This window comes from Erwinia piriflorinigrans CFBP 5888 (genome assembly GCF_001050515.1).
Classification (GTDB): domain Bacteria; phylum Pseudomonadota; class Gammaproteobacteria; order Enterobacterales; family Enterobacteriaceae; genus Erwinia; species Erwinia piriflorinigrans.
The window spans coordinates 138027-157259 of sequence record NZ_CAHS01000015.1 but is presented as its reverse complement, the minus strand read 5'-3'; the positions used below and the strand labels follow the sequence as shown (position 1 = coordinate 157259).

The window sequence follows — 19233 nt, the reverse complement described above, 5'->3', positions numbered from 1 at the left end:
TACCGCTCAAAGTCGGTAATTTTGGGAGTAAGTCATCCTAAAAACAAATAAATATGCAATTTGCAGTGCGGTAAAACCCTAAAAACAATAAATATTCACAATAATTTAAAAATCTGGAAACCTTTTTTTAATGTTAAATTACCGGCCACTCAGTGAGATGCACTGAGACATCCACGGTAATACGGTATTTATCACAAAGCGCTACCCGTCAGGCCAGCATTCGCCAACGGAGAGGCGCTAACAGAAAAGGTTTGTAATGGAAAAGCTTTCTTACGTTTCTGATGGCAGTAAAACGGCCTGGTCAACCTATCTGCAACAGATCGATCGCGTTGCCCCTTATCTTGGAGAACTGTCGCGTTGGGTGGATACCTTGCGTCATCCCAAACGCGCGCTCATTGTCGATATTCCGCTACAGATGGATGACGGCACCATCCGTCATTTTGAAGGCTACCGCGTTCAGCACAATCTTTCTCGGGGCCCGGGAAAAGGCGGCGTGCGCTACCACCCAAATGTTGATCTTAACGAGGTGATGGCGCTTTCCGCCTGGATGACGATTAAATGTGCGGCGGTTAATCTACCTTACGGTGGCGCTAAAGGGGGCATCCGTGTCGATCCTTTTAGCCTGTCCGAAGGGGAACTTGAACGCTTGACGCGTCGTTATACCAGCGAAATTGGCCTGATCATTGGCCCGCAAAAAGATATTCCCGCACCGGATGTGGGCACCAACGCCAAAGTGATGGCCTGGATGATGGATACCTATTCCATGAACCAGGGGACGACCATTACCGGCGTGGTGACCGGCAAGCCGATCCATCTCGGCGGTTCTTTAGGCCGTGAAAAAGCCACCGGGCGCGGCGTCTTCATTACCGGCCGTGAAGTGGCACAACGCAGCGGTATTGAAATCGAAGGCGCGAAAGTCGCTGTACAAGGTTTCGGTAACGTGGGCAGCGAGGCGGCTCGCCTGTTTTGTGCTGCCGGAGCGCGGGTGATTGCCATTCAGGACCACAGCGCCACGCTGTTTAACCCGAACGGTATCGATCTGGTGGCATTAGGCGAATGGCAGACCGCCAATAAGAAGATTGCCGGTTTCAGCGGCGCTGAGGAAATTGATGACGAAGCGTTCTGGGATGTAAAAATCGATATTCTGATCCCGGCGGCACTGGAAGGTCAGATTACCCCCCAGCGTGCAGAAAAACTTCACTGCCGCCTGGTGCTTGAGGGGGCTAACGGCCCCACCTTCCCCCAAGCCGACGATGTCCTTACTTCACGCGGCGTTACGGTCGTACCCGACGTCATCTGTAACGCTGGCGGTGTTACCGTAAGTTACTTTGAGTGGGTGCAGGATATGGCCAGCTTCTTCTGGAGCGAAGTTGAGATTAATGAGCGCATGGATAAAATCATGACTGAAGCGATGGTTCACGTCTGGGACAAAGCACATGATAAAAACTGTAGCCTGCGCACCGCAGCCTATATTGTGGCCTGCGAACGTATTCTGATGGCCCGTAAAGACAGGGGTATCTACCCCGGTTAATATTGAATGGGGCGGGCTATCCCGTCCCATTCTGTACGGCTCTTTCTAGCGATCCGGCGCGTTACTCTTTGTCGTGCAATGCTTCGGCTTGCGCCTGCTGATAGTGCTGTTTGAAAGCGGCGTTTTTTTCCACCAGGCCGAGGGCAGCTTCAATCAGCTCGTTTTGAATCAGGGTGGTTTCTCCGCCACTCGTCTTCCAGTGGACATACATCACGCAAAGCGCGGCGACCTGAAGCTGTTCGCCTTCCTGCTGAATACCATCAAACTGATACTCTGCCGCTGACCAGTGATAAATTGCCGCAACAAACGGCATATCCCCGCTCTCGTCCAGCTCCGGCAGGGTAGCAAACAGCGCCTGCATCTCAGGGGTGGCGACATAGTTCTGACGACCGATTGCATCAAGCTGCCGCCCGTGGGCGCGGGACTTATTAACCTGTTTCGCCTTCGCCTTCGCGCGTTTAAGGCGTTTATCCTGTTTGCTGCTCACACTGTTTCTCTGTCAGTTGAAAATTCGGCTGGCAGGATAACATAAATCGCTACCCTTTCCCGATCATCAGCGACAGCAGGCCGGCAGCGATCAGCGGCCCGACAGGAACGCCCCTGAACAGAGAGACTCCGATAATTGTGCCGATTAACAACCCACCTACCACCGTCGGCTGGGTGCCCATCAGCGATACCCCGCGTCCGCCCAGCCATGAGACAAAAATGCCTATCGCCATTGCCAGCAGTGATTTCCAGTGTAAAAAAGAGTGCATCAGCGAAGAAGAGGGTAACGTGCCGCTGGCAATCGGTGCCATCACACCAATAGTCAGAATAATGATCCCCACCGTAACGCCCTGCTTTTCAATCCACGGAAAGGTTTGTTGCAACGGCGTCATACGGATAACAATCAATACCAAAAGTGCAATAGTCACCGTGATGTTGTGGCTAAAATAACTCAAAGCGGCAAGGAACAGCATGATGGCTAGCGTCAGATCAAACATTTTCACTTCCTGATATAACAGATTAAGGACATCGTGTTATATCAGCATAATCACTTTCACCAGCAAATCTGTTTTTTATCTGCAGGTTACTTCATTGACCGTTTAACGCAGTGCGTCAATGGCAGCCTGTAGGCTGACCTGCGGGCCACTCAAAACGGCCAGCGTGCTGTTAATCCATTTTTCCGCGCCGCTCATCGAGGCCTGCGCCAGCACAATGCAACCCAGCGCACTGTCTGGCCGCTGTTGAATATAGTGTGCTATTTCACGGTGATAACCCTCTATATCCCCCTGGTTGAACCACGCCCATGCCCGTGGGATCAGCTCTACATACAGCCGATCGCCGGGAATAAAGGCGTTAAATAACCGGGTAGTGGATTCAAGCGTTGACTGGGCAGTGCAAAGTACAAGAATGGTGCCGTGATAACGTGAGGCGAATTTTGCCAGGGTGGCATCTATGCGCAGCACCGGCTTACTGAATTGAGCATCCCACACCGCGATACCTAATGTGCTACAGGTGACGATAACGGCATCCGCCTGCTGGCACAGCTCCTCTATCACCTTGCGCGTGGCGGAGATAACTGGCGCAGTCACCGCCTGTTCTACTTGCGTCTGCGCGAATAGCTCGCCTTCAACCCGATGCAACAGCTGAATATCATCTTCATCAAGTACGTTTAACGCCTGCTCGAAAACCTCAATATTGCTTTGGGCTGCGTGCAGGCAGGCAATAACGGTCATAACAGCATCTCCTGAGGAAGAAAGTTTAACTGTGGCAAAAAGCGCCATAAATGCCAGTCATTTTTTTATCCTGGAAAGAACAAACGTTCCAACCTTATTGCACTAAAAAAGCGCATGGCATCATTGTGGCGCAGATTAAATCGTAACTTTTGTTTCATCACTCACCTCAAACCTCAGCCAGCGGCACTTTTTGCTTAATTCTTTCATGGTATAAAAATTGCTTATTATTAGGTTAAGACGGTCGAGGAGAAACAAATGAAAGCGATTATTATCGGAGCCGGTATTGGCGGAATGTGCACGGCGATTGCCCTGCGTCGTTGCGGAATTGAGAGCGATGTGTTCGAGGCGGTTAAGGAGATGAAACCGGTCGGTGCCGCCATCTCCGTTTGGCCAAACGGAGTCAAGTGCCTTAACTATTTGGGCATGAAAGAGGAGCTGCGTGCCATTGGCGGCCCAATGGACTTCATGGCTTACAAGGATTTTCGCAGCGCGGATACCCTGACGCAGTTTAGCCTCGATCCGCTGGTACAACACTCAGGTGAACGTCCCTATCCGGTGGTACGGGCCGAATTACAGGCCATGTTGCTGGATAACTTTGGTCGCGAACGGGTGCAGTTTGGCAAACGGGTGAGTCGCGTGAATCAAAATAGTGACGGTGTCACGGCCTTCTTTGACGATGGCAGCGAGGCTCACGGCGATTTGCTTATCGCCTGCGACGGCACGCATTCGGTAGTACGCCAGTCGGTGCTGGGTTATTGCACCGAGCGCCGCTATGCAGGTTACGTCAACTGGAACGGGCTGGTAGAGATCGATCCGTCGCTGGCTCCGGCTAATCAGTGGACCACTTTCGTCGGCGAAGGGAAACGCGTGTCGCTCATGCCGGTTGCCGGAAATCGCTTCTATTTCTTCTTTGACGTACCGCTGCCGAAAGGGCTGCCAGAAGACCGCAGTTCCCTACGCGACGATTTAACCCGTTACTTTGCTGGCTGGGCTTCCCCGGTGCAGCAGCTGATTGCCCGGCTGGATCCAGAGACTACCAACCGTGTCGAAATCCACGACATTGAGCCGTTTTCACCACTGGTGAAAGGCCGCGTGGCGCTGCTAGGCGATGCTGCACACAGTACCACCCCGGATATTGGTCAGGGCGGCTGCGCGGCGATGGAGGATGCGGTCGTGCTGGCTATGACGTTACAAAGCAACTCGCTGGGCATTGAGGATGCCCTGCTACGTTATCAAAATAAACGTGCCGGGCGGGTAAAGGATCTGGTGCTGAAAGCACGTAAACGCTGCGATGTCACCCACGCGAAAGATGCAGCAACGACCGCCGAATGGTACGCCGGACTGAAGCAAGAAAACGGCGAACGCATTATCGGCGGGATGTGTGAAACGATCCAAGGCGGCCCGCTGGCGTGAAGCGCGCCGCTCATCATTTACAGCCCCTTAAACGGGGTTGTTATTTAAGTCCACGGTCAGACAGCATCGCGTCAATTTCCGCATCGCGGCCGCGCCAGTTGCGGTAGAGCTGTTTAAGATCTTCGCTGTTACCACGTGACAGCACGTTGTCACGGAAACGCTGACCGTTTTCCCGCGTCAGGCCACCATGCTCATCAAACCAGGCAAAACCATCATCCGCCAGCATTTGTCTCCAGAGATAGGCGTAATAGCCAGCGGCATAGCCGTTGCCCCAAATATGCTGGAAGTAACTGGAGCGATAGCGCGGTGGAACCGCTGGCAAATTAATCTGCTCCTGGGTTAATGCATTCTGTTCGAAGCTGTCGACCTGCTGCAATGGTTGTCCGGCATCAAGGGCGTGCCAGTGCTGATCGAGCAATGCCGCTGCCAGCAGTTCGCTCATTTCATAGCCTTTGTTGAATTTGCTGACGCGCAGCATCTTATCACGCAATGTGGCTGGCATCGGTTCGCCGCTCTGGAAGTGGCGGGCGAAGTGGCTGAACACCTGCGGGTTGCTGGCCCAGTGCTCGTTAAACTGAGACGGGAATTCAACAAAGTCGCGAGGGGTGGCCGTACCGGATAAGCTCGGATAGCGCTGATTGGCGAACATCCCGTGCAGCGCATGGCCGAACTCGTGGAACAAGGTGATGACATCATCCCACGACAGCAGAGCTGGCTGCCCTGGAGCCGGTTTGCTGAAGTTGGCTACGTTATAGATAACCGGCTTGCTGCCCAGCAGCGTTGACTGATCAACGAAGTTCCCCATCCATGCCCCGCCGCCTTTATTATCGCGCTTAAACCAGTCTGCGTAGAACAGCGCCAGCGGCGTTCCATCTTTATCAAACACCTCATAGACCTTAACGTCCGGCTGATAAACCGGCAGATCGGGCCGCGGTTTAAAAGTGATTCCGTATAGCTGCGTGGCGGCATAAAATACGCCATTCTCCAGCACATTGTGCAGCTCAAAGTAAGGCCTGATCTCGGACTCGTCGAGATCGTACTGAGCACGCCGCACCTGTTCGGCATAATATTGCCAGTCCCACGGTGCAACGGTAAAACCGCCCTGCTGCCGATCGATGATCGCCTGAATATCTGCCGTTTCACGCCGCGCGCGCGCCGTAGCCGCCGGGGCGATTTGCCGCATAAAAGCCAGCGCGGCCTGCGGGTTTTTCGCCATCTGGTCCTGAAGTTTCCACGCCGCATAGCTGTCAAACCCCAACAGCTTTGCCTGCTGCGCACGCACCTGAGCCAGGCGCATAACCACTTCACGCGTGTCATTGGCGTCTGACTTTTCTGCCCGCGTCCAGCTGGCGTCAAACAGCGTCTTGCGTGCGCTACGATCGCTTAATTTTTGCAAATCGGGCTGTTGAGTGGTGTTCTGTAACATCAGCAACCACTGGTTTTTCTGACCACGGGTCTCTGCGGCATCGGCGGCGGCAGCCAGTTCATCCTTATTCAGGCCGGCCAGCTGCTGCGGGTCGTTGAATCGCGCACTCCCCGCTTTCGTTGCCGCCAGAAGGCGGGTGCTGAAGCGGGTGCTCAGGGTGGCTGATTCCTGGTTGAGGGCTTTGAGCTGCGTCTTCTCTTCGTCATTAAGGCGCGCTCCGGCCAGCTCGAAGGACTGCCAGGTGACCTCCACCAGACGCAGCGATTCCGCATCCAGTGGCAAACTAAGACGTTGCTGGTAAACCTTGTCCAGTCGGGCAAAGAGTTTAGTATTCAACATGATGTCATCATTCAGCGCCGCCATCACCGGGGACATTTCCTCATCCAGCGCCTGTAGCTCATCATTGGTATTACTGGCGGTCATCGCGCTGAATACGTTGTAAACGCGCTGTAGCGTCCGCCCGCTCTGTTCAAGCGCTTGATAGGTGTTGGCGAAGTCGGGCGGCGCAGGATTGTTCGCAATACGTTCAATTTCAGCGCGCTTTTCAGCTATCGCGGCGACAAGTGCTGGTCGATAATCGGCATTTTTAATCTGATCGAATGGCGGAGCCTGAAACGGCAATGAACTTATATGGCTGAAAGGATTACTCTGTTGCGACTGCATCTGGCGACTCTCCTGCTGTGATTCTGCCGTCTGTGCGCCCTGTGCGCTGGCGGTAAGTGCAATACTGATGGCCCAGACCAAAGGTCTCATCCTCATTCCCTGCTCTCCATATGATTAACGACTGGAATTTCAGCATAGGTGCTCTACACAGCAAAATCATTCCCAATGGGCTGTTTTTTAGCATCTGGTTGCCCACGCTGCCAAACGCAGCGGCCATGTACCCAGGTTGCCGCGATGTTACGATCGTCGCCCAGCGTCATCAGTAGAAAGAGTTTTTCCCATATATCGCGGCTGTTGGCGTGGCGCAGCTGCTGTAAAGCGGATACTGCCGGGTCCAGCACCACGAAATCAGCCTCTTTACCGCTGGCAAAATTACCAATATAGCGATCGAGATCCAGCGCCTGCGCCCCACCGAGAGTGGCGTGATAGAAAGCTTCGCAGGCAGACAGCTTATACCCGCGCAGCTGCCCAACTTTGTAAGCTTCACCCATCGTTTGCAACATGCTGAAGCTGGTGCCTGCCCCCACATCTGTCCCCATCCCCCGCTTCACGTCCTGCTGCCAGCAGCGCTGGAGGTCAAACAGGCCGCTGCCAAGAAACAGATTTGACGTTGGGCAAAAGGCAATCGACGAATCGGTATCATGCAGGCATTGCCATTCCCGATCTTCCAGATGCAGGCAGTGGGCAAACACGCTGCGTTTCCCCGTGAGCTGATAATGATCGTAGACCGCCAGATAGCTATCGTGCTGTGGGAACAGTTCCTTCACCCAGGTCACCTCTTGAGTGTTCTCACTCAAATGGGTATGTAGCCAGATATCGGGAAACTCACTGCGCAGAAGCTGCACTTTTTCCAGCAGCTGCGGTGAAGAAGTCGGCGCAAAGCGCGGCGTCAGGGCATAGCTTAAACGCCCTTTATTATGCCAACGCGCTATCAGTTCCCGCGTCTGCTGGTAACTCTCTTCGGGGGTTTCTATCAGTTCATCCGGCGCATGGCGATCCATCATCACTTTACCGGCAATCAGCCGCATCTCCAGTTTTGCAGCCGCCTCAAACAGCGCATCAACCGACTGCGGATGAACGGTGCCAAAAACCAGTGCGCTGGTGGTGCCGTTACTGAGCAACTGCTCAAGGAAAAATGCCGACATTTTCGCCGCGTGCTGTGAGCAGTGATACTGGCTTTCAACCGGAAAGGTGTAGCGATTAAGCCATTCGAGCAGCTGTTCGCCAAAGGCACCGATCATTTCAGTTTGCGGATAATGAATATGACTATCAACAAAGCCCGGCACGATTAATCGACCGCGATAGTCCAACACGCTCTCGCCCGGCTCTAGCAGATGTTGCCCCTGCTGCCATTCTGTTAATGAGACAATGTGGCCTTTATCCAACAGCAACAGCCCATCTTCCAGATAGCGCGCGGCTTCCGGTAACTGCTGTGGGCTGTCAACGGTACGGGTGATATCAAAGAAACTGGCACGAATGGCGCGCGTATCGTTCACTGACATAGCTTTTCCTTTAATACTGCGGCATAAGGACGCATTGAGTTATTGATAAAGTTTCTGCAATTGTTATGCCAGTAAATTTTACAAATTAATACTTATATTACAGTTAGTTAGGTTTTTGTGTCATCACATCGGATGCGCAACCGATTGCCAGCAAAGAAAGCGGTGATTTTCGGCAAAAAGAGTGCATTAGCAGCGCGTTTAAAACGCCAGTTTCGTTCGTCCATGCACTACGATCATACAATCAAGAAAACAATCGCACGTTATTGGTGCAGTTTTTTTGTCTTACGATGACGATAATTCACTCGTTACCGCACAACATTCAGGTGTTAAAGTGACAACGACCCAAAATGTGAAAAGGAAGAGTGAAATGATCGTATTTGTTACCGGTGCTACCGCCGGATTTGGTGAGAGTATTACCCGCCGTTTTGTCTCTCAGGGCCATCAGGTTATTGCCACCGGCCGCCGTCAGGAGAGGCTTAATGCCTTAAAAGAAGAGCTGGGAGACCGTGTTTATCCTCTGGTTCTGGATGTGCGTGACCGCAGTGGGATCGATGCGGCCTTAGCCAGCCTGCCGCAAGAATGGCGTAGTATCGATATACTGGTCAATAACGCCGGACTGGCTCTGGGGATCGAACCTGCGCAAAACGCCAGCGTGCAGGATTGGGAGGATATGATCGATACCAATAATAAGGGCCTGGTTTATATGACGCGCGCTATTTTACCGGGAATGGTAGAACGTAATAACGGGCATATTATCAACATGGGTTCCATCGCCGGTAGCTGGCCCTACCCGGGCGGCAATGTCTACGGTGCAACAAAGGCGTTTGTGCGGCAATTCAGCTTTAACCTGCGCACCGACCTGCATGGCACTGCGCTGCGCGTTACCGACATTGAGCCGGGCCTGGTGGGCGGCACCGAGTTCTCCAATGTACGTTTTAAAGGCGACGATGCGCGCGCTGATAATGTCTATCACGGCGCCGAGCCACTCACGGCGGAAGATGTGACCGAATCCGTCTGGTGGGTAGCAAACCTGCCTAAGCACGTCAATATTACCTCGCTGGAGATGATGCCAGTTGGGCAGAGTCAGGCGGGGCTTCGTGTCCATAAAGCATAGCCAAAGCCGTTTATATCTGGCGTTTTCTGTCTGTCAGGTCACTCAGTCAGATGCTAATCTCGCTTTAACATAAACGACAGGGTCGGCTCACTGGTGAGCACTTTGCAGCTGGTGATATACTGGTTGATGTGATACGTGCAGTCGTAATGACTGGCAGCCTAAAGAAAGGAACCCACAATGAAGACAATGCAACAACGTCTGGCTCAGGCCGCGCTTCCGCTGGTCGTGCTGGCCGCACTATTTACCGCTACACACGGTGCGCATGCGCAAACCAATCGCCTGATTATTGAAAATGGTGATAGCGCGCTGACCAAAGAGCAGGCACGCGAGCAAAAAGAGCAGTGGGATGCTACCCACCGTCTGCGTGGTAAAGTGAATAATCGTGTCGAAAAGGAGTTCGATAAAGCCGACCGCGCCTACGACAATCAGGACAGCTGCGAAAAGAGCCTGAACGTGAATGCCTATTGGGAACCAAACACCCTGCGTTGTCTCGATCGCCGTACCGGCCGTCAGGTGACGCCATAATTGACTTGCTGCGCTCAGATTTGGTGCAAAAGGATATGATGATGAAACGTTTTAAATTGGCTTTATTAGCACTTACCGTCGCCGCGCCCCTGGCAGCCACGGCATCCTGCGAGTCAGTGAAAGCTGATATTAGTCAGAAGATTATCAACAATGGCCTGTCTGCTTCAGGGTTTAGCCTGGAAATTGTGCCTAACGATCAGCTCGAGCAGACCGGAGGCCAGGTCGTCGGGCACTGCGAAAGTGATACGCATAAAATCGTTTATAAAAAAACCAACGACGCAGGTGAAAGCAATACGTCTGCCAGCACCGGAACGTCGCAGGATAGCTCACAATAGCGTAGTGAATAAGGTGGCCCGTTGATGGGCCGCCTCCCACCCTTTAATCGGGCCGGCGTGCTGGGATGAGACGCGAAACGGCCAGGCTCATTAAACCATCAGCTTCGATACGACAACCCCTGATGTTTCATATTTTCAGCCAGTTTCTTTTGCAGGATGATAACAATCAGCGGGAACCCTGATGCAGTCACTGCACTTACCGCCAGCAGCGTGTTCAGATTTTGCGGCGTGATACCCTGATTGGGTAAGAGCAAAGCGGACATAAAAAAGGCAAGGGTTGTAATCAGATACATGATTGATGTCTGCAATGAAGTGAATCCAGCCCGCTGCCGATCGTCAGGGAATTGAACCGTCACCGCCGATGATAAAACCAGACGACTGTAAGACGCCCCGAGAAATAAAATAATAAATAATGCCGAATTCTGATAGCCCAGGGCCGCTATCAGCAAACTCAGTAGAAAAATGAGAGTTGAACCTGTCGCCATAGTGGCAGCGGAAATACGGGAGGTTAATATGCCTGTTATTTTAGTGGACAGATAACCAGCAATACCTCCTGTGAAAAAAAGCCACGGCAACAGGCTTTGTGATGCACCCAACCGTTGGGTCATCAGTGGCACCAGAATGGGAATGACCAGCATTGGGCTGAACTGCACCAGCGCATTACTGGAAGCAAACAGCAACGTCTCCCTATCAAGAGAGGGTTTACGCGGGGCAAACTGCCTATCTGAAGGGCGCGAATTTTTGGGGACCGTGATGATAATCATGGGTAATGCCAGCAAACAAAGTGCGCTGATTAACCAAAGAGCGACATGCCAGCCATAATGTGTACACAAAAATAATACAGCAGGCATACCGACAATGCTGACCAGCGAAAATGCAGCAATCACCGTGGCCAGCATTTTCCCCCGCAGGTTAACTGGCGCGTAATTTATCAATATACTGGTACCCACTCCCATTGTCGTGCCACCAAGCAACCCGGCACAGAGTCGTAACGCCAGCAGAACATCAAAACGGGTGGTGAGCGTGGTCAATAATGTAAGCATGCCTAACAGTGCCATATTGATGAGCAAAAAACGCTTCTGATCGAACCGTTTGATCCAGTAAAAAACAGCGATTCCCGAAAGGACCGCGCCTGACGTATACAGCCCTGATACATAACCAGAAAAGGACACAGGAACGGCAAAATCTGCTGCCATAAAGGCAAAAATGGGGTTGAACGCCATGTATTCCAGCGCATTCGCAAACTGAATAAAGGAGGTGACAACGGCTATCCGTATAAGGACGTTGTGATTAAACCTGTGCGGGATTCGTGACATTGGAAGCAGCCTGTAGATGTAAGGTATCTTTCAGCTTAACGGCTGTCACTGTTGAGAAAAAGATGGTAAAACGGCATTCATATTTATCAAATATGGGATAATAAATGCGACCGGCTCTTGATTTTACGACCCTGAAAATCTTCGTCGCCGTGGTTGAAAGAGAAAGTTTTGTCGGCGCATCCAAAGCCCTTGAGATGCCGACATCAAACGTGAGCCGTTGTATTTCTCAGTTAGAAAAAAAACTGAATCTTCAGCTTATTGAACGCAGCACTCGGCACATGAAACTGACCCCGTCAGGCCAGCTACTCTATACCCGGGCAAAGCCATTACTGGAGATGCTGGAACAAACTGAAACTGAATTAACATTGCGGCAAATTCAGCTTAAAGGACCATTGCGTATCTGTATTCCCAGTGAAATGGGGCCTGCGCTTCTGAGTTCTGCTATTGCCGATTTTGCCTGTCAGTATCCGGATGTCGAGATCAGCTGCGTCACAAACTTGTCGGGCTTAGAATCTCTGCGAGAGGATCTGGATTTAGCGATCGTTGTTACTCGTGGTCAGATGGATGACAGTGACTACATAGCCCGTCATCTGGTGACCATCCCTTGCACTATTGTTGCAGCCCCTGCCGTCATTCAGCGTTATGGCACCCCTTCTCATATCCAGCAATTTGAAGAATTACCCTGTATTACAACGGTAAGTGCGCTGAAAGGTGCTCCCTGGCAGTTTGTTAATACAAAGGGGGGATTCGAGACAATTAAGGTTAAAGGGCATTATCGGGTAAACAGCGGAGAGATGGCGGGACGAGCTGCGGTATCAGGTGTCGGTTTCGCCATTCTATCGAAACAAGCCTGCCAACCCTACATTAGCGATGGACGGTTAATCGAGGTTGAGTTTGAACAGCAGGCGGCACCATTGCAATTGTTTGCACTTTATTCAAATGGTCGTTATTTGCCCGCCAGAACAAGAGCTTTCATTGATTTTATACACCAGAGTCTGATGCCCCCCCCCCCCCCCCTGATGGACGCAGGTTGCAAACGGCCTGCCCGCCTGAAGCCGTGACAAAGCCGTCAAATGTGACAGCGTCACGCCAACGTCAGAAATTGCCCGCAAACAGCAGGTAATCAGACCATTAAAATAAAGGTGACAGATCGAGGTAATGCGCCAACTCACGCGTCTCTGGTCGGGACAAATAAGGTATTTCTCCCAGCAACGGTGCCGGAATTTTATTTCGCAGTACGGCAATGATTTCTGCATAGTGCGACAGCCCTGGATTTATGCGATTAGCGACCCAACCACACAGTGGTAATCCATCATTGATCACCGCCTGTGCGGTAAGCAGTGCATGGCTGATGCAGCCCAATTTAATCCCCACGACCAACACCACCGGCAGTTGCTCCCGTACAGCCCAATCAGATAACGGTTGCAGATCGCTCATTAGGCTACGCCATCCCCCCGTGCCCTCGACAATGATATAGTCAGCATGGTCATCCAGCGCTTTCAGCCCAGTGCTCAACACATCATAGCTAATCGGCGTTGGGCTGGTACTGATCTCGTTATCCAGCAAAGTTACCGGGTTTATTGCCTGATAGGGCAAAGCGACGGAAGAAGACGCCTGTAACACCAACGCATCTTGATTGCGTGCCCCTTCTGGAGTTTGATTACTGCTTTTTGCCACGGGTTTATAACCCACGCTGCGCTTCCCCTCTGCTGTCAGCTTCTGCAATAACGCGCGCGAAACCACCGTTTTCCCAACTTCCGTATCCGTTCCAGTGACAAATAACCGTGTTGACATAGGATAACTCCGGCATGCCCGGCTCGGGCTGTTTAAAGTTTAGGTGCTCAAGTTGAACAAAAAGTTTAGGACAATGCCTGTCCCTGGGGATTGCGTTAGCGCAATGTTTGGTGGGTTTATCAGCCTTGTAGCAATTTGATTAACAGCGATCCGTTATATAACGCCTCCTTCACCAGTGCGGCTGAGGACAACGTGCCGGGCTGAACTAATTGAGTGGATTCTATGCGGAGTTCTGCGGTGTAGGCTGGCAAAGCCTGCTGACGAATGCGGGTAGCAATAGCGGGAAACAGGATCGACCGTGCCCGATTAAGCGGTGAACCAATCAGTATTTTCTGTGGATGAAAAACATTGACCATGACGGCCAATATTTGCCCCACGCTAGTGCCAACCCCGGAAATGATATCGCAGGCCAGCGGATCCCCGGACAGTGCGGCATCACATAACGTGTCGATGGTCAGTGGCTGATTATATAGGGCAGATGCCTTAGATGCCGACAGACGTTGCGCTGCCAGCGCCAATATCGCGTCGATACCTGCGACCGTTTCCAGGCAGCCGTGATTACCGCAATAACACAATTTGCCACAGGGATCGACCTGGGAGTGACCGATCTCGGCCCGCGTGGCTCTACCTCCATGCAGCAGCTGACCGTCAGTGATAATCCCTGCCCCGACGTTGTGATGAATGATCACCTGAATAATGTCGCTGTCTTCACGCGAAGCACCAAATAACGCTTCGGCCTTAGTCCAGGCGCAAATATCGTGCTGAATGAAAACGGGCAGCCCGGTGCGTTTCTCCAGTTCAGCCCCAAGCGGCATGTTCTCGACCTGATAAAATGGCATGCTGTGAACGATGCCAGTTTGACCGTTTATCGTTCCGGTCAGCGTAATGGCAATAGCGGTCAGTCGTTCAAGTTGATGTTGATGCTGGATAAAGAAGCGATCGACATGGTGCAGAATACGCGTTAGCAGTGATTTTTCAGCCACAACGGGCAAAGGAAACTGCTGTTCAGCTATCATCTTACTGCTCAGATCGCGCAGCGCGAGGGTGATATCCCCATTACCGATGCGCACGGAGAGATAATGCCATCCACGGCTGTCAAGCACCAATCCAACTGCGGGACGTCCACGGCATCCTGCATCTAAAAATTCGGTTTCCTGCACCAAATGGGCTTGCAGTAGTTCACGTACAATTTTGGTAATACTGGCTGGAGCGAGGTGTGCTTTTTTGGAGAGCTCAATGCGCGACACGGGACCATAGCGATCGATCAGGCGGTACACCATCCCGGCATTCATTTGCTTGATATGGTCAATATGACCAGGCAGGCTATCCGTAATCACATTCTCTCCGGGTTATTATCATTCGCTTAATGTCGCTGATACCTGCTGACATGGGCTGTTATTATTTACGCTGAAATAAAGCCATCTACTCATGGTGAAACACTAATCAGATGAGGTCAACTATGTGTTTTGAAATGTGATTTACAACACAAAACCTCAGTTAAACAAGATGATGTTTTACGATATCGACTCTAACCGGGCAACAATAATGTCTTCATCGCAGCGGCTACCGCTGGCATTTCCCGCTGTTTTGACCACACCAACCAGACCTCAGATCGCGCATCCTGTTCTTGCAGGGGTATCCAGACCACATCATTCAACCGCACCCGGTGAAATGAAGCCGGTAAAATCGACACGCCCAGGCCGCCAGAGACCAGGCCAATAATGGTCATAGCTTCTCCCACTTCTTGAGCAATATTGGGTTGAATATCATATCGTTGCAGTAATTGGATAATTTCGCCATACAGTGCAGTGCCTACTCCAGGGGCGAAGAAAACAAAAGGCTCAAGCGCCAGTTCACTGAGCGCAATCTGTTGACGGTGTGCCAGTCGGTGTGCTCGGTGCACCAGGGCATACATCGGCTCTCGTAGCAGCAGCTGGTGATGAAACGTTTCTGGGAGCACGGTATTACGCATAACCCCCAAATCAAGTCGCCCATCGCTAAGCGGTGCCAGCTGTTGGCGCGTATTGATCTCCTGCATTTCGACATGAACAGCCGGATAACGTTGCCGAAAAGTAAAAAGTGCATGCGATACGGCACTGATTAGCGGAGCGGATGAGGTAAAACCAATGCGTAACTCCCCTTCGTCTCCTCGATGCAATCTTGCTGCTTTGTCGGCAGCCTGTTCAACCTGCTGCATAACAAGGCACGCATCCTGGTAAAACTGCTGCCCGGCAGCTGTCAGTCGGACGCTACGGTTAGTACGGGCAAACAGCCGTGCGCCGATCTCCTGCTCAAGGATTTGAATCTGCTGACTCAGCGGCGGCTGCGAGATATTTAGCCGCATTGCAGCTCGACCAAAATGCAGCTCTTCAGCAACGGCGATAAAATATCGCAGGTGACGCAATTCGATATTCATATTTACAGCATATCATTTGAGATTATTAATATATTAGACATCATAAACCATCTTTCCTACTCTTCACAGGTTGATAATTTTTATTACACCTAAGGATCCGAAGTGAACCGCTTTTCCCCAGCCGTCACGCAGCCCATAAGCGATGAACGGTCAACGTCCGCCCCTGTTTCTACTCCTGCCGTAGCCAAAAATGTGTATATCAAACGCGGTACGCCCCAGTTTATGCGCGTGACTCTGGCGCTGTTTTCCGCAGGGCTTGCGACCTTTGCCTTGCTTTATTGTGTTCAGCCCATGCTACCGCTTCTGTCGCAAGAGTTTGGCATATCACCTGCGGCAAGCAGCATATCGTTGTCGGTTGCTACCGGGCTAATGGCGCTTGGACTGCTGGTAACAGGCCCACTTTCCGATGCGGTTGGACGTAAGTCGGTCATGGTTACAGCACTGCTGCTTGCGGCTATCTGCACTCTACTCTCCGCCACCATGACCAGCTGGCACGGTATTTTGGTGATGCGGGCGCTGACCGGGCTGGCTTTAAGCGGTGTGGCGGCAGTGGGGATGACTTATCTCAGCGAAGAGATCCACCCCGGCGTGGTGGCCTTTTCAATGGGCCTGTATATCAGCGGTAATTCAATCGGCGGTATGAGCGGCCGCTTGCTCAGCGGCGTTATCTCAGATTTCAGCAACTGGCGGGTTGCGCTCATGGTGATCGGCTGTTTATCTCTTGCTGCTGCACTGATGTTTTGGAAAATTTTGCCAGCATCACGTCACTTCCGTCCAACTTCACTCAAGCCACGCAACCTGATGCTAAACTTCCGCCTGCACTGGCGCGATCAGGGGCTTCCGTTACTGTTTGCTGAAGGATTTTTGTTAATGGGGTCATTTGTTACCCTGTTTAACTACATTGGCTACCGTTTGCTGTCTGCTCCCTTCTCCCTCAATCAAGCCGTGGTTGGACTGCTTTCCGTGGTCTACCTGACCGGCTCCTGGAGTTCCCCTAAAGCGGGAGTGATGACGGCAAAATACGGGCGCGCACCGGTACTGCTCTTTTCCACCGCCATTATGTTGACCGGACTTGTGGTTACCTTGTCAGGTTATGTCTGGTTTATCCTGCTGGGAATGATGCTCTTTACCGCAGGCTTTTTTGCCGCGCACTCGGTCGCCAGCGGCTGGATTAGCGTTCGCGCAAGACACGCACGCGGCCAGGCCTCGTCGCTTTATCTTTTCTTCTACTATCTGGGTTCGAGCGTGGCAGGTACTTTGGGAGGCGTTTTCTGGCACAGTTTCGGCTGGCACGGTATTGCCGGGTTTATCGCTGCTCTGCTGCTACTGGCGTTATTGGTAGGTTCACGATTGCACGCCAGAAAGCTTTAATCAGCACTGTTTTTCACTCGCGCCGGGACCATCCGGCGCTACTGCTCTTTTAAGCCCGAGCGAGTCATTAATCCCCTTATTCAGGCTTATAGCATTTCGATGCTGGATCTACTCTGTACGCAGAACAATAAATCCGGGTTTCGCAGCCATATACTCAATAAATGGCGAATCAACCACCTTACGGTTACTTGCCAATGAGGAGGCATTCCTGAACCAAACCTTACCATCGGTTTTGATGACTATCCCGGTATGTGAAACATCCAGTCCCGGAAGTTTAGAATAAACGCCGACATAATCACCGGATTTAAGTTTATCAAGCATCGCTTCATTGATTGCGTGGCCTGGTATATAGTTTATTTCCCTGGGTATAATGCCAAGGTCGGGTATATATTGGCTACCGTCTGCTTTCGCGTTAAGGTTCTTTTGCACACTCACGTAATCAGGGCTGATCTGGCGTGTGACATCGGTGGCATTGTAGGGAGCAACAGCGAACCAGTCAGTGAAAAAATGCTTTCTGCTGAAATATCCAACATTTCCATGCGCATATCTTGTATCAACCAAATTGTTAATAAATGATGTATGATCTTTAGATCGCGTCAAGGCTTCCACGTAATCAAGCAGGGTAAAACAATCGACTCCGTTGAAATCTGCTACCAATATTTCTTTATTATCTGCTGATCCAATCAGCGTATTGCCCTTGTAGGGAGTATTCAGAAAAGCCGATGACACAGCACTGATAAGATTACCGCGTTCAGCCTCCCCTGACGTAATAACTTTTTCGCGAATGACCTCATTCACTTTATCGGAAGTAAACCGATCCATTTTCGTCTGATATTGATTGCCGTTGCTTTTAGTACACGAGGCGAGGCAGGCCGAAAGTAATAAAAATAGAGCCGTCTTTTTCATGTGTATTTTCCCTAATAGATATTCCCGGCGCATATTTAATAACATTTTTTTATGCATGCGAGCGATAAAAGCCGTTTGTTTATACTGCGTTGATTAACTAGGGTTGATAACCCTGTTTAAGGGAGCTGCATCACGTAAAACCAGCGCTACCCTTTCCTGTTTGAAAAACAGCTATCTTCAGTGTTGAAGTTCATCTCCTTTGTCATTATGATAATTTAGTATGTTGTAACTAATATTCGAGGTAACAATGAACCGTTATGATGTTATTGAACAGCTTCATCGCGTTGTAGCTCAACTGGAGCATGAGCTGCGTGAGTTACAGCAGCAGATAATGACCTTACGCCTGCTGGCGGCGCGCGTTTTTGAGTTACCCGAGGTTGCAAAAGGTCAAGAACATGAACCTTTGACGCAAATTTCAGTAAGACAACTCACCGGTCAGCAGGCACTGCAACGCGCGTTGACCCACTTCAGCCGCCTGTTTATGCAACATCAGTCGGAAAAGCTCAGCACCAAAGCCGCAGTACGCCTCCCCGGAGCGATCTGCATCGAAACCAATAACCCGCAATCTGCCCTGCTGCGTCAACAAATTCAGACGATTAATCAGCTGAAGCAGCGCCTGGAACAGCTCATCACTGTAGAATCCGGGTTGCCCAGTGAAGAGCGCTTTGAGTTCGTACATACGCACCTGCGCGGATTAATCACTTTGAATGCTTATCGCACCATAGCTTTGATCGAGTCCCCTGACTCGGTGCGTTTTGGCTGGGCAAATAAGCACATTATCAAGAACGTTAGCATCAACGAGATGCTGGAGAAGCTTCAGAAAAGCATAAAAGCGGGACGTGCTGTCGCCCCCTGGACACGCGAACAGTGGGCTGAACGGGTGGAAGACGAGATAAAGCTCCTCAAGTCACTGCCTGCTGATGCGGTGTTGAAAATAAAACGTCCGGTGAAGGTGCAGCCGATAGCCCGCGTCTGGCATGTAGAGCAGCAGAAACAGATCCAGCTGGCCTGCCCTTCGCCACTGCTGGTGTTGTGCCCGGATGCCAATAGCGTGCCCAAGCTGGGAGAGTTGCTGAATTATGATGCGGATAAGGTTGTGCACCGCTACAAACCTGATGCACAACCCTTGCACCTGCTTATTCCACGCCTGCATCTCTATGCCGATCGGCTGGCGTAGGCACGGCGCGGACACAATCCCCCTCT

18 protein-coding genes are annotated in these 19233 nt (G+C 51.5%); 8 read left to right on the top strand and 10 right to left on the bottom strand.

Translation table 11 applies throughout. The annotated features are described in order from the left end of the window. The first annotated feature begins 256 nt into the window (after window positions 1-256). A complete protein-coding gene (locus tag EPIR_RS09005) occupies window positions 257-1531 on the top strand; it encodes a Glu/Leu/Phe/Val family dehydrogenase (RefSeq protein WP_023655050.1) in 1275 nt (424 codons plus the stop codon). A 61-nt stretch (window positions 1532-1592) separates the two neighbouring features. Here the strand turns inward: EPIR_RS09005 and EPIR_RS09000 are convergent, their stop codons facing one another. The 3 genes from EPIR_RS09000 to EPIR_RS08990 all read right to left on the bottom strand — a co-directional run bounded on the left by EPIR_RS09000 (window position 1593) and on the right by EPIR_RS08990 (window position 3249). After that, window positions 1593-2018 carry a hypothetical protein gene (locus EPIR_RS09000; protein WP_023655049.1) on the bottom strand — a complete coding sequence of 142 codons (426 nt, stop codon included), beginning with the start codon at window positions 2016-2018 and terminating at the stop codon, window positions 1593-1595. 49 nt (window positions 2019-2067) lie between these two features. After that, the gene (locus EPIR_RS08995; RefSeq protein ID WP_023655048.1) at window positions 2068-2514 is read right to left on the bottom strand and encodes a DUF441 domain-containing protein; all 447 of its coding nucleotides are present in this window, start codon (window positions 2512-2514) and stop codon (window positions 2068-2070) included. Between the two features lie 102 nt (window positions 2515-2616). Further along, entirely contained in the window at window positions 2617-3249 is a 633-nt protein-coding gene (locus EPIR_RS08990; protein WP_023655046.1) for an aspartate/glutamate racemase family protein, read from the bottom strand. A gap of 255 nt (window positions 3250-3504) precedes the next feature. On the opposite strand from EPIR_RS08990, the gene hpxO reads away from it, so the two are divergent. Then, window positions 3505-4662: an FAD-dependent urate hydroxylase HpxO gene (gene hpxO / locus EPIR_RS08985; RefSeq protein WP_023655044.1), complete on the top strand. Its 1158-nt coding sequence runs from the start codon at window positions 3505-3507 to the stop codon at window positions 4660-4662. A gap of 40 nt (window positions 4663-4702) precedes the next feature. On the opposite strand, the gene dcp is transcribed toward hpxO, so the two are convergent. Both dcp and guaD read right to left on the bottom strand, forming a co-directional pair. Continuing rightward, a complete protein-coding gene (dcp, locus tag EPIR_RS08980; RefSeq protein WP_048697241.1) occupies window positions 4703-6847 on the bottom strand; it encodes a peptidyl-dipeptidase Dcp in 2145 nt (714 codons plus the stop codon). A 47-nt stretch (window positions 6848-6894) separates the two neighbouring features. Next, window positions 6895-8253 carry a guanine deaminase gene (gene guaD / locus EPIR_RS08975; RefSeq protein WP_023655042.1) on the bottom strand — a complete coding sequence of 453 codons (1359 nt, stop codon included), beginning with the start codon at window positions 8251-8253 and terminating at the stop codon, window positions 6895-6897. Window positions 8254-8620: 367 nt separating this feature from the next. Between guaD and ydfG the strand changes: the two genes are divergently transcribed. From ydfG to EPIR_RS08960, 3 genes are all read left to right on the top strand, one after another. After that, window positions 8621-9367, top strand: a complete 747-nt coding sequence (gene ydfG / locus EPIR_RS08970) for a bifunctional NADP-dependent 3-hydroxy acid dehydrogenase/3-hydroxypropionate dehydrogenase YdfG (protein ID WP_023655041.1) — start codon at window positions 8621-8623, stop codon at window positions 9365-9367. Between the two features lie 177 nt (window positions 9368-9544). Beyond that, window positions 9545-9892 (top strand): DUF1283 family protein, encoded by a 348-nt coding sequence (locus EPIR_RS08965; RefSeq protein ID WP_023655040.1) that lies wholly within the window; start codon window positions 9545-9547, stop codon window positions 9890-9892. Window positions 9893-9930: 38 nt separating this feature from the next. Next, the gene (locus tag EPIR_RS08960) at window positions 9931-10227 is read left to right on the top strand and encodes a DUF1161 domain-containing protein (protein ID WP_023655039.1); all 297 of its coding nucleotides are present in this window, start codon (window positions 9931-9933) and stop codon (window positions 10225-10227) included. A gap of 98 nt (window positions 10228-10325) precedes the next feature. On the opposite strand, the gene EPIR_RS08955 is transcribed toward EPIR_RS08960, so the two are convergent. Beyond that, window positions 10326-11543: an MFS transporter gene (locus EPIR_RS08955; RefSeq protein ID WP_023655038.1), complete on the bottom strand. Its 1218-nt coding sequence runs from the start codon at window positions 11541-11543 to the stop codon at window positions 10326-10328. A 104-nt stretch (window positions 11544-11647) separates the two neighbouring features. Here EPIR_RS08955 and EPIR_RS08950 point away from each other — a divergent pair, with 104 nt between their 5' ends. Continuing rightward, window positions 11648-12604, top strand: a complete 957-nt coding sequence (locus EPIR_RS08950) for a LysR family transcriptional regulator (RefSeq protein WP_023655037.1) — start codon at window positions 11648-11650, stop codon at window positions 12602-12604. A gap of 70 nt (window positions 12605-12674) precedes the next feature. On the opposite strand, the gene bioD is transcribed toward EPIR_RS08950, so the two are convergent. The 3 genes from bioD to EPIR_RS08935 all read right to left on the bottom strand — a co-directional run bounded on the left by bioD (window position 12675) and on the right by EPIR_RS08935 (window position 15753). Beyond that, window positions 12675-13337: a dethiobiotin synthase gene (gene bioD, locus EPIR_RS08945; RefSeq protein ID WP_023655036.1), complete on the bottom strand. Its 663-nt coding sequence runs from the start codon at window positions 13335-13337 to the stop codon at window positions 12675-12677. A gap of 119 nt (window positions 13338-13456) precedes the next feature. Beyond that, window positions 13457-14674, bottom strand: a complete 1218-nt coding sequence (gene mlc / locus EPIR_RS08940; RefSeq protein WP_023655035.1) for a sugar metabolism global transcriptional regulator Mlc — start codon at window positions 14672-14674, stop codon at window positions 13457-13459. Window positions 14675-14865: 191 nt separating this feature from the next. Further along, entirely contained in the window at window positions 14866-15753 is an 888-nt protein-coding gene (locus EPIR_RS08935) for a LysR family transcriptional regulator (RefSeq protein ID WP_023655034.1), read from the bottom strand. A 102-nt stretch (window positions 15754-15855) separates the two neighbouring features. On the opposite strand from EPIR_RS08935, the gene EPIR_RS08930 reads away from it, so the two are divergent. Further along, complete coding sequence (locus EPIR_RS08930) at window positions 15856-17124, top strand: MFS transporter (protein ID WP_023655032.1); 1269 nt, start codon at window positions 15856-15858, stop codon at window positions 17122-17124. A 108-nt stretch (window positions 17125-17232) separates the two neighbouring features. Here EPIR_RS08930 and EPIR_RS08925 read toward each other — a convergent pair whose 3' ends face one another. Next, complete coding sequence (locus EPIR_RS08925; protein WP_023655031.1) at window positions 17233-18030, bottom strand: DUF1460 domain-containing protein; 798 nt, start codon at window positions 18028-18030, stop codon at window positions 17233-17235. Between the two features lie 247 nt (window positions 18031-18277). On the opposite strand from EPIR_RS08925, the gene tus reads away from it, so the two are divergent. After that, on the top strand, window positions 18278-19207 hold the full coding sequence (gene tus / locus EPIR_RS08920) for a DNA replication terminus site-binding protein (RefSeq protein WP_023655030.1): 930 nt from the start codon (window positions 18278-18280) through the stop codon (window positions 19205-19207). Window positions 19208-19233: the final 26 nt, after the last annotated feature.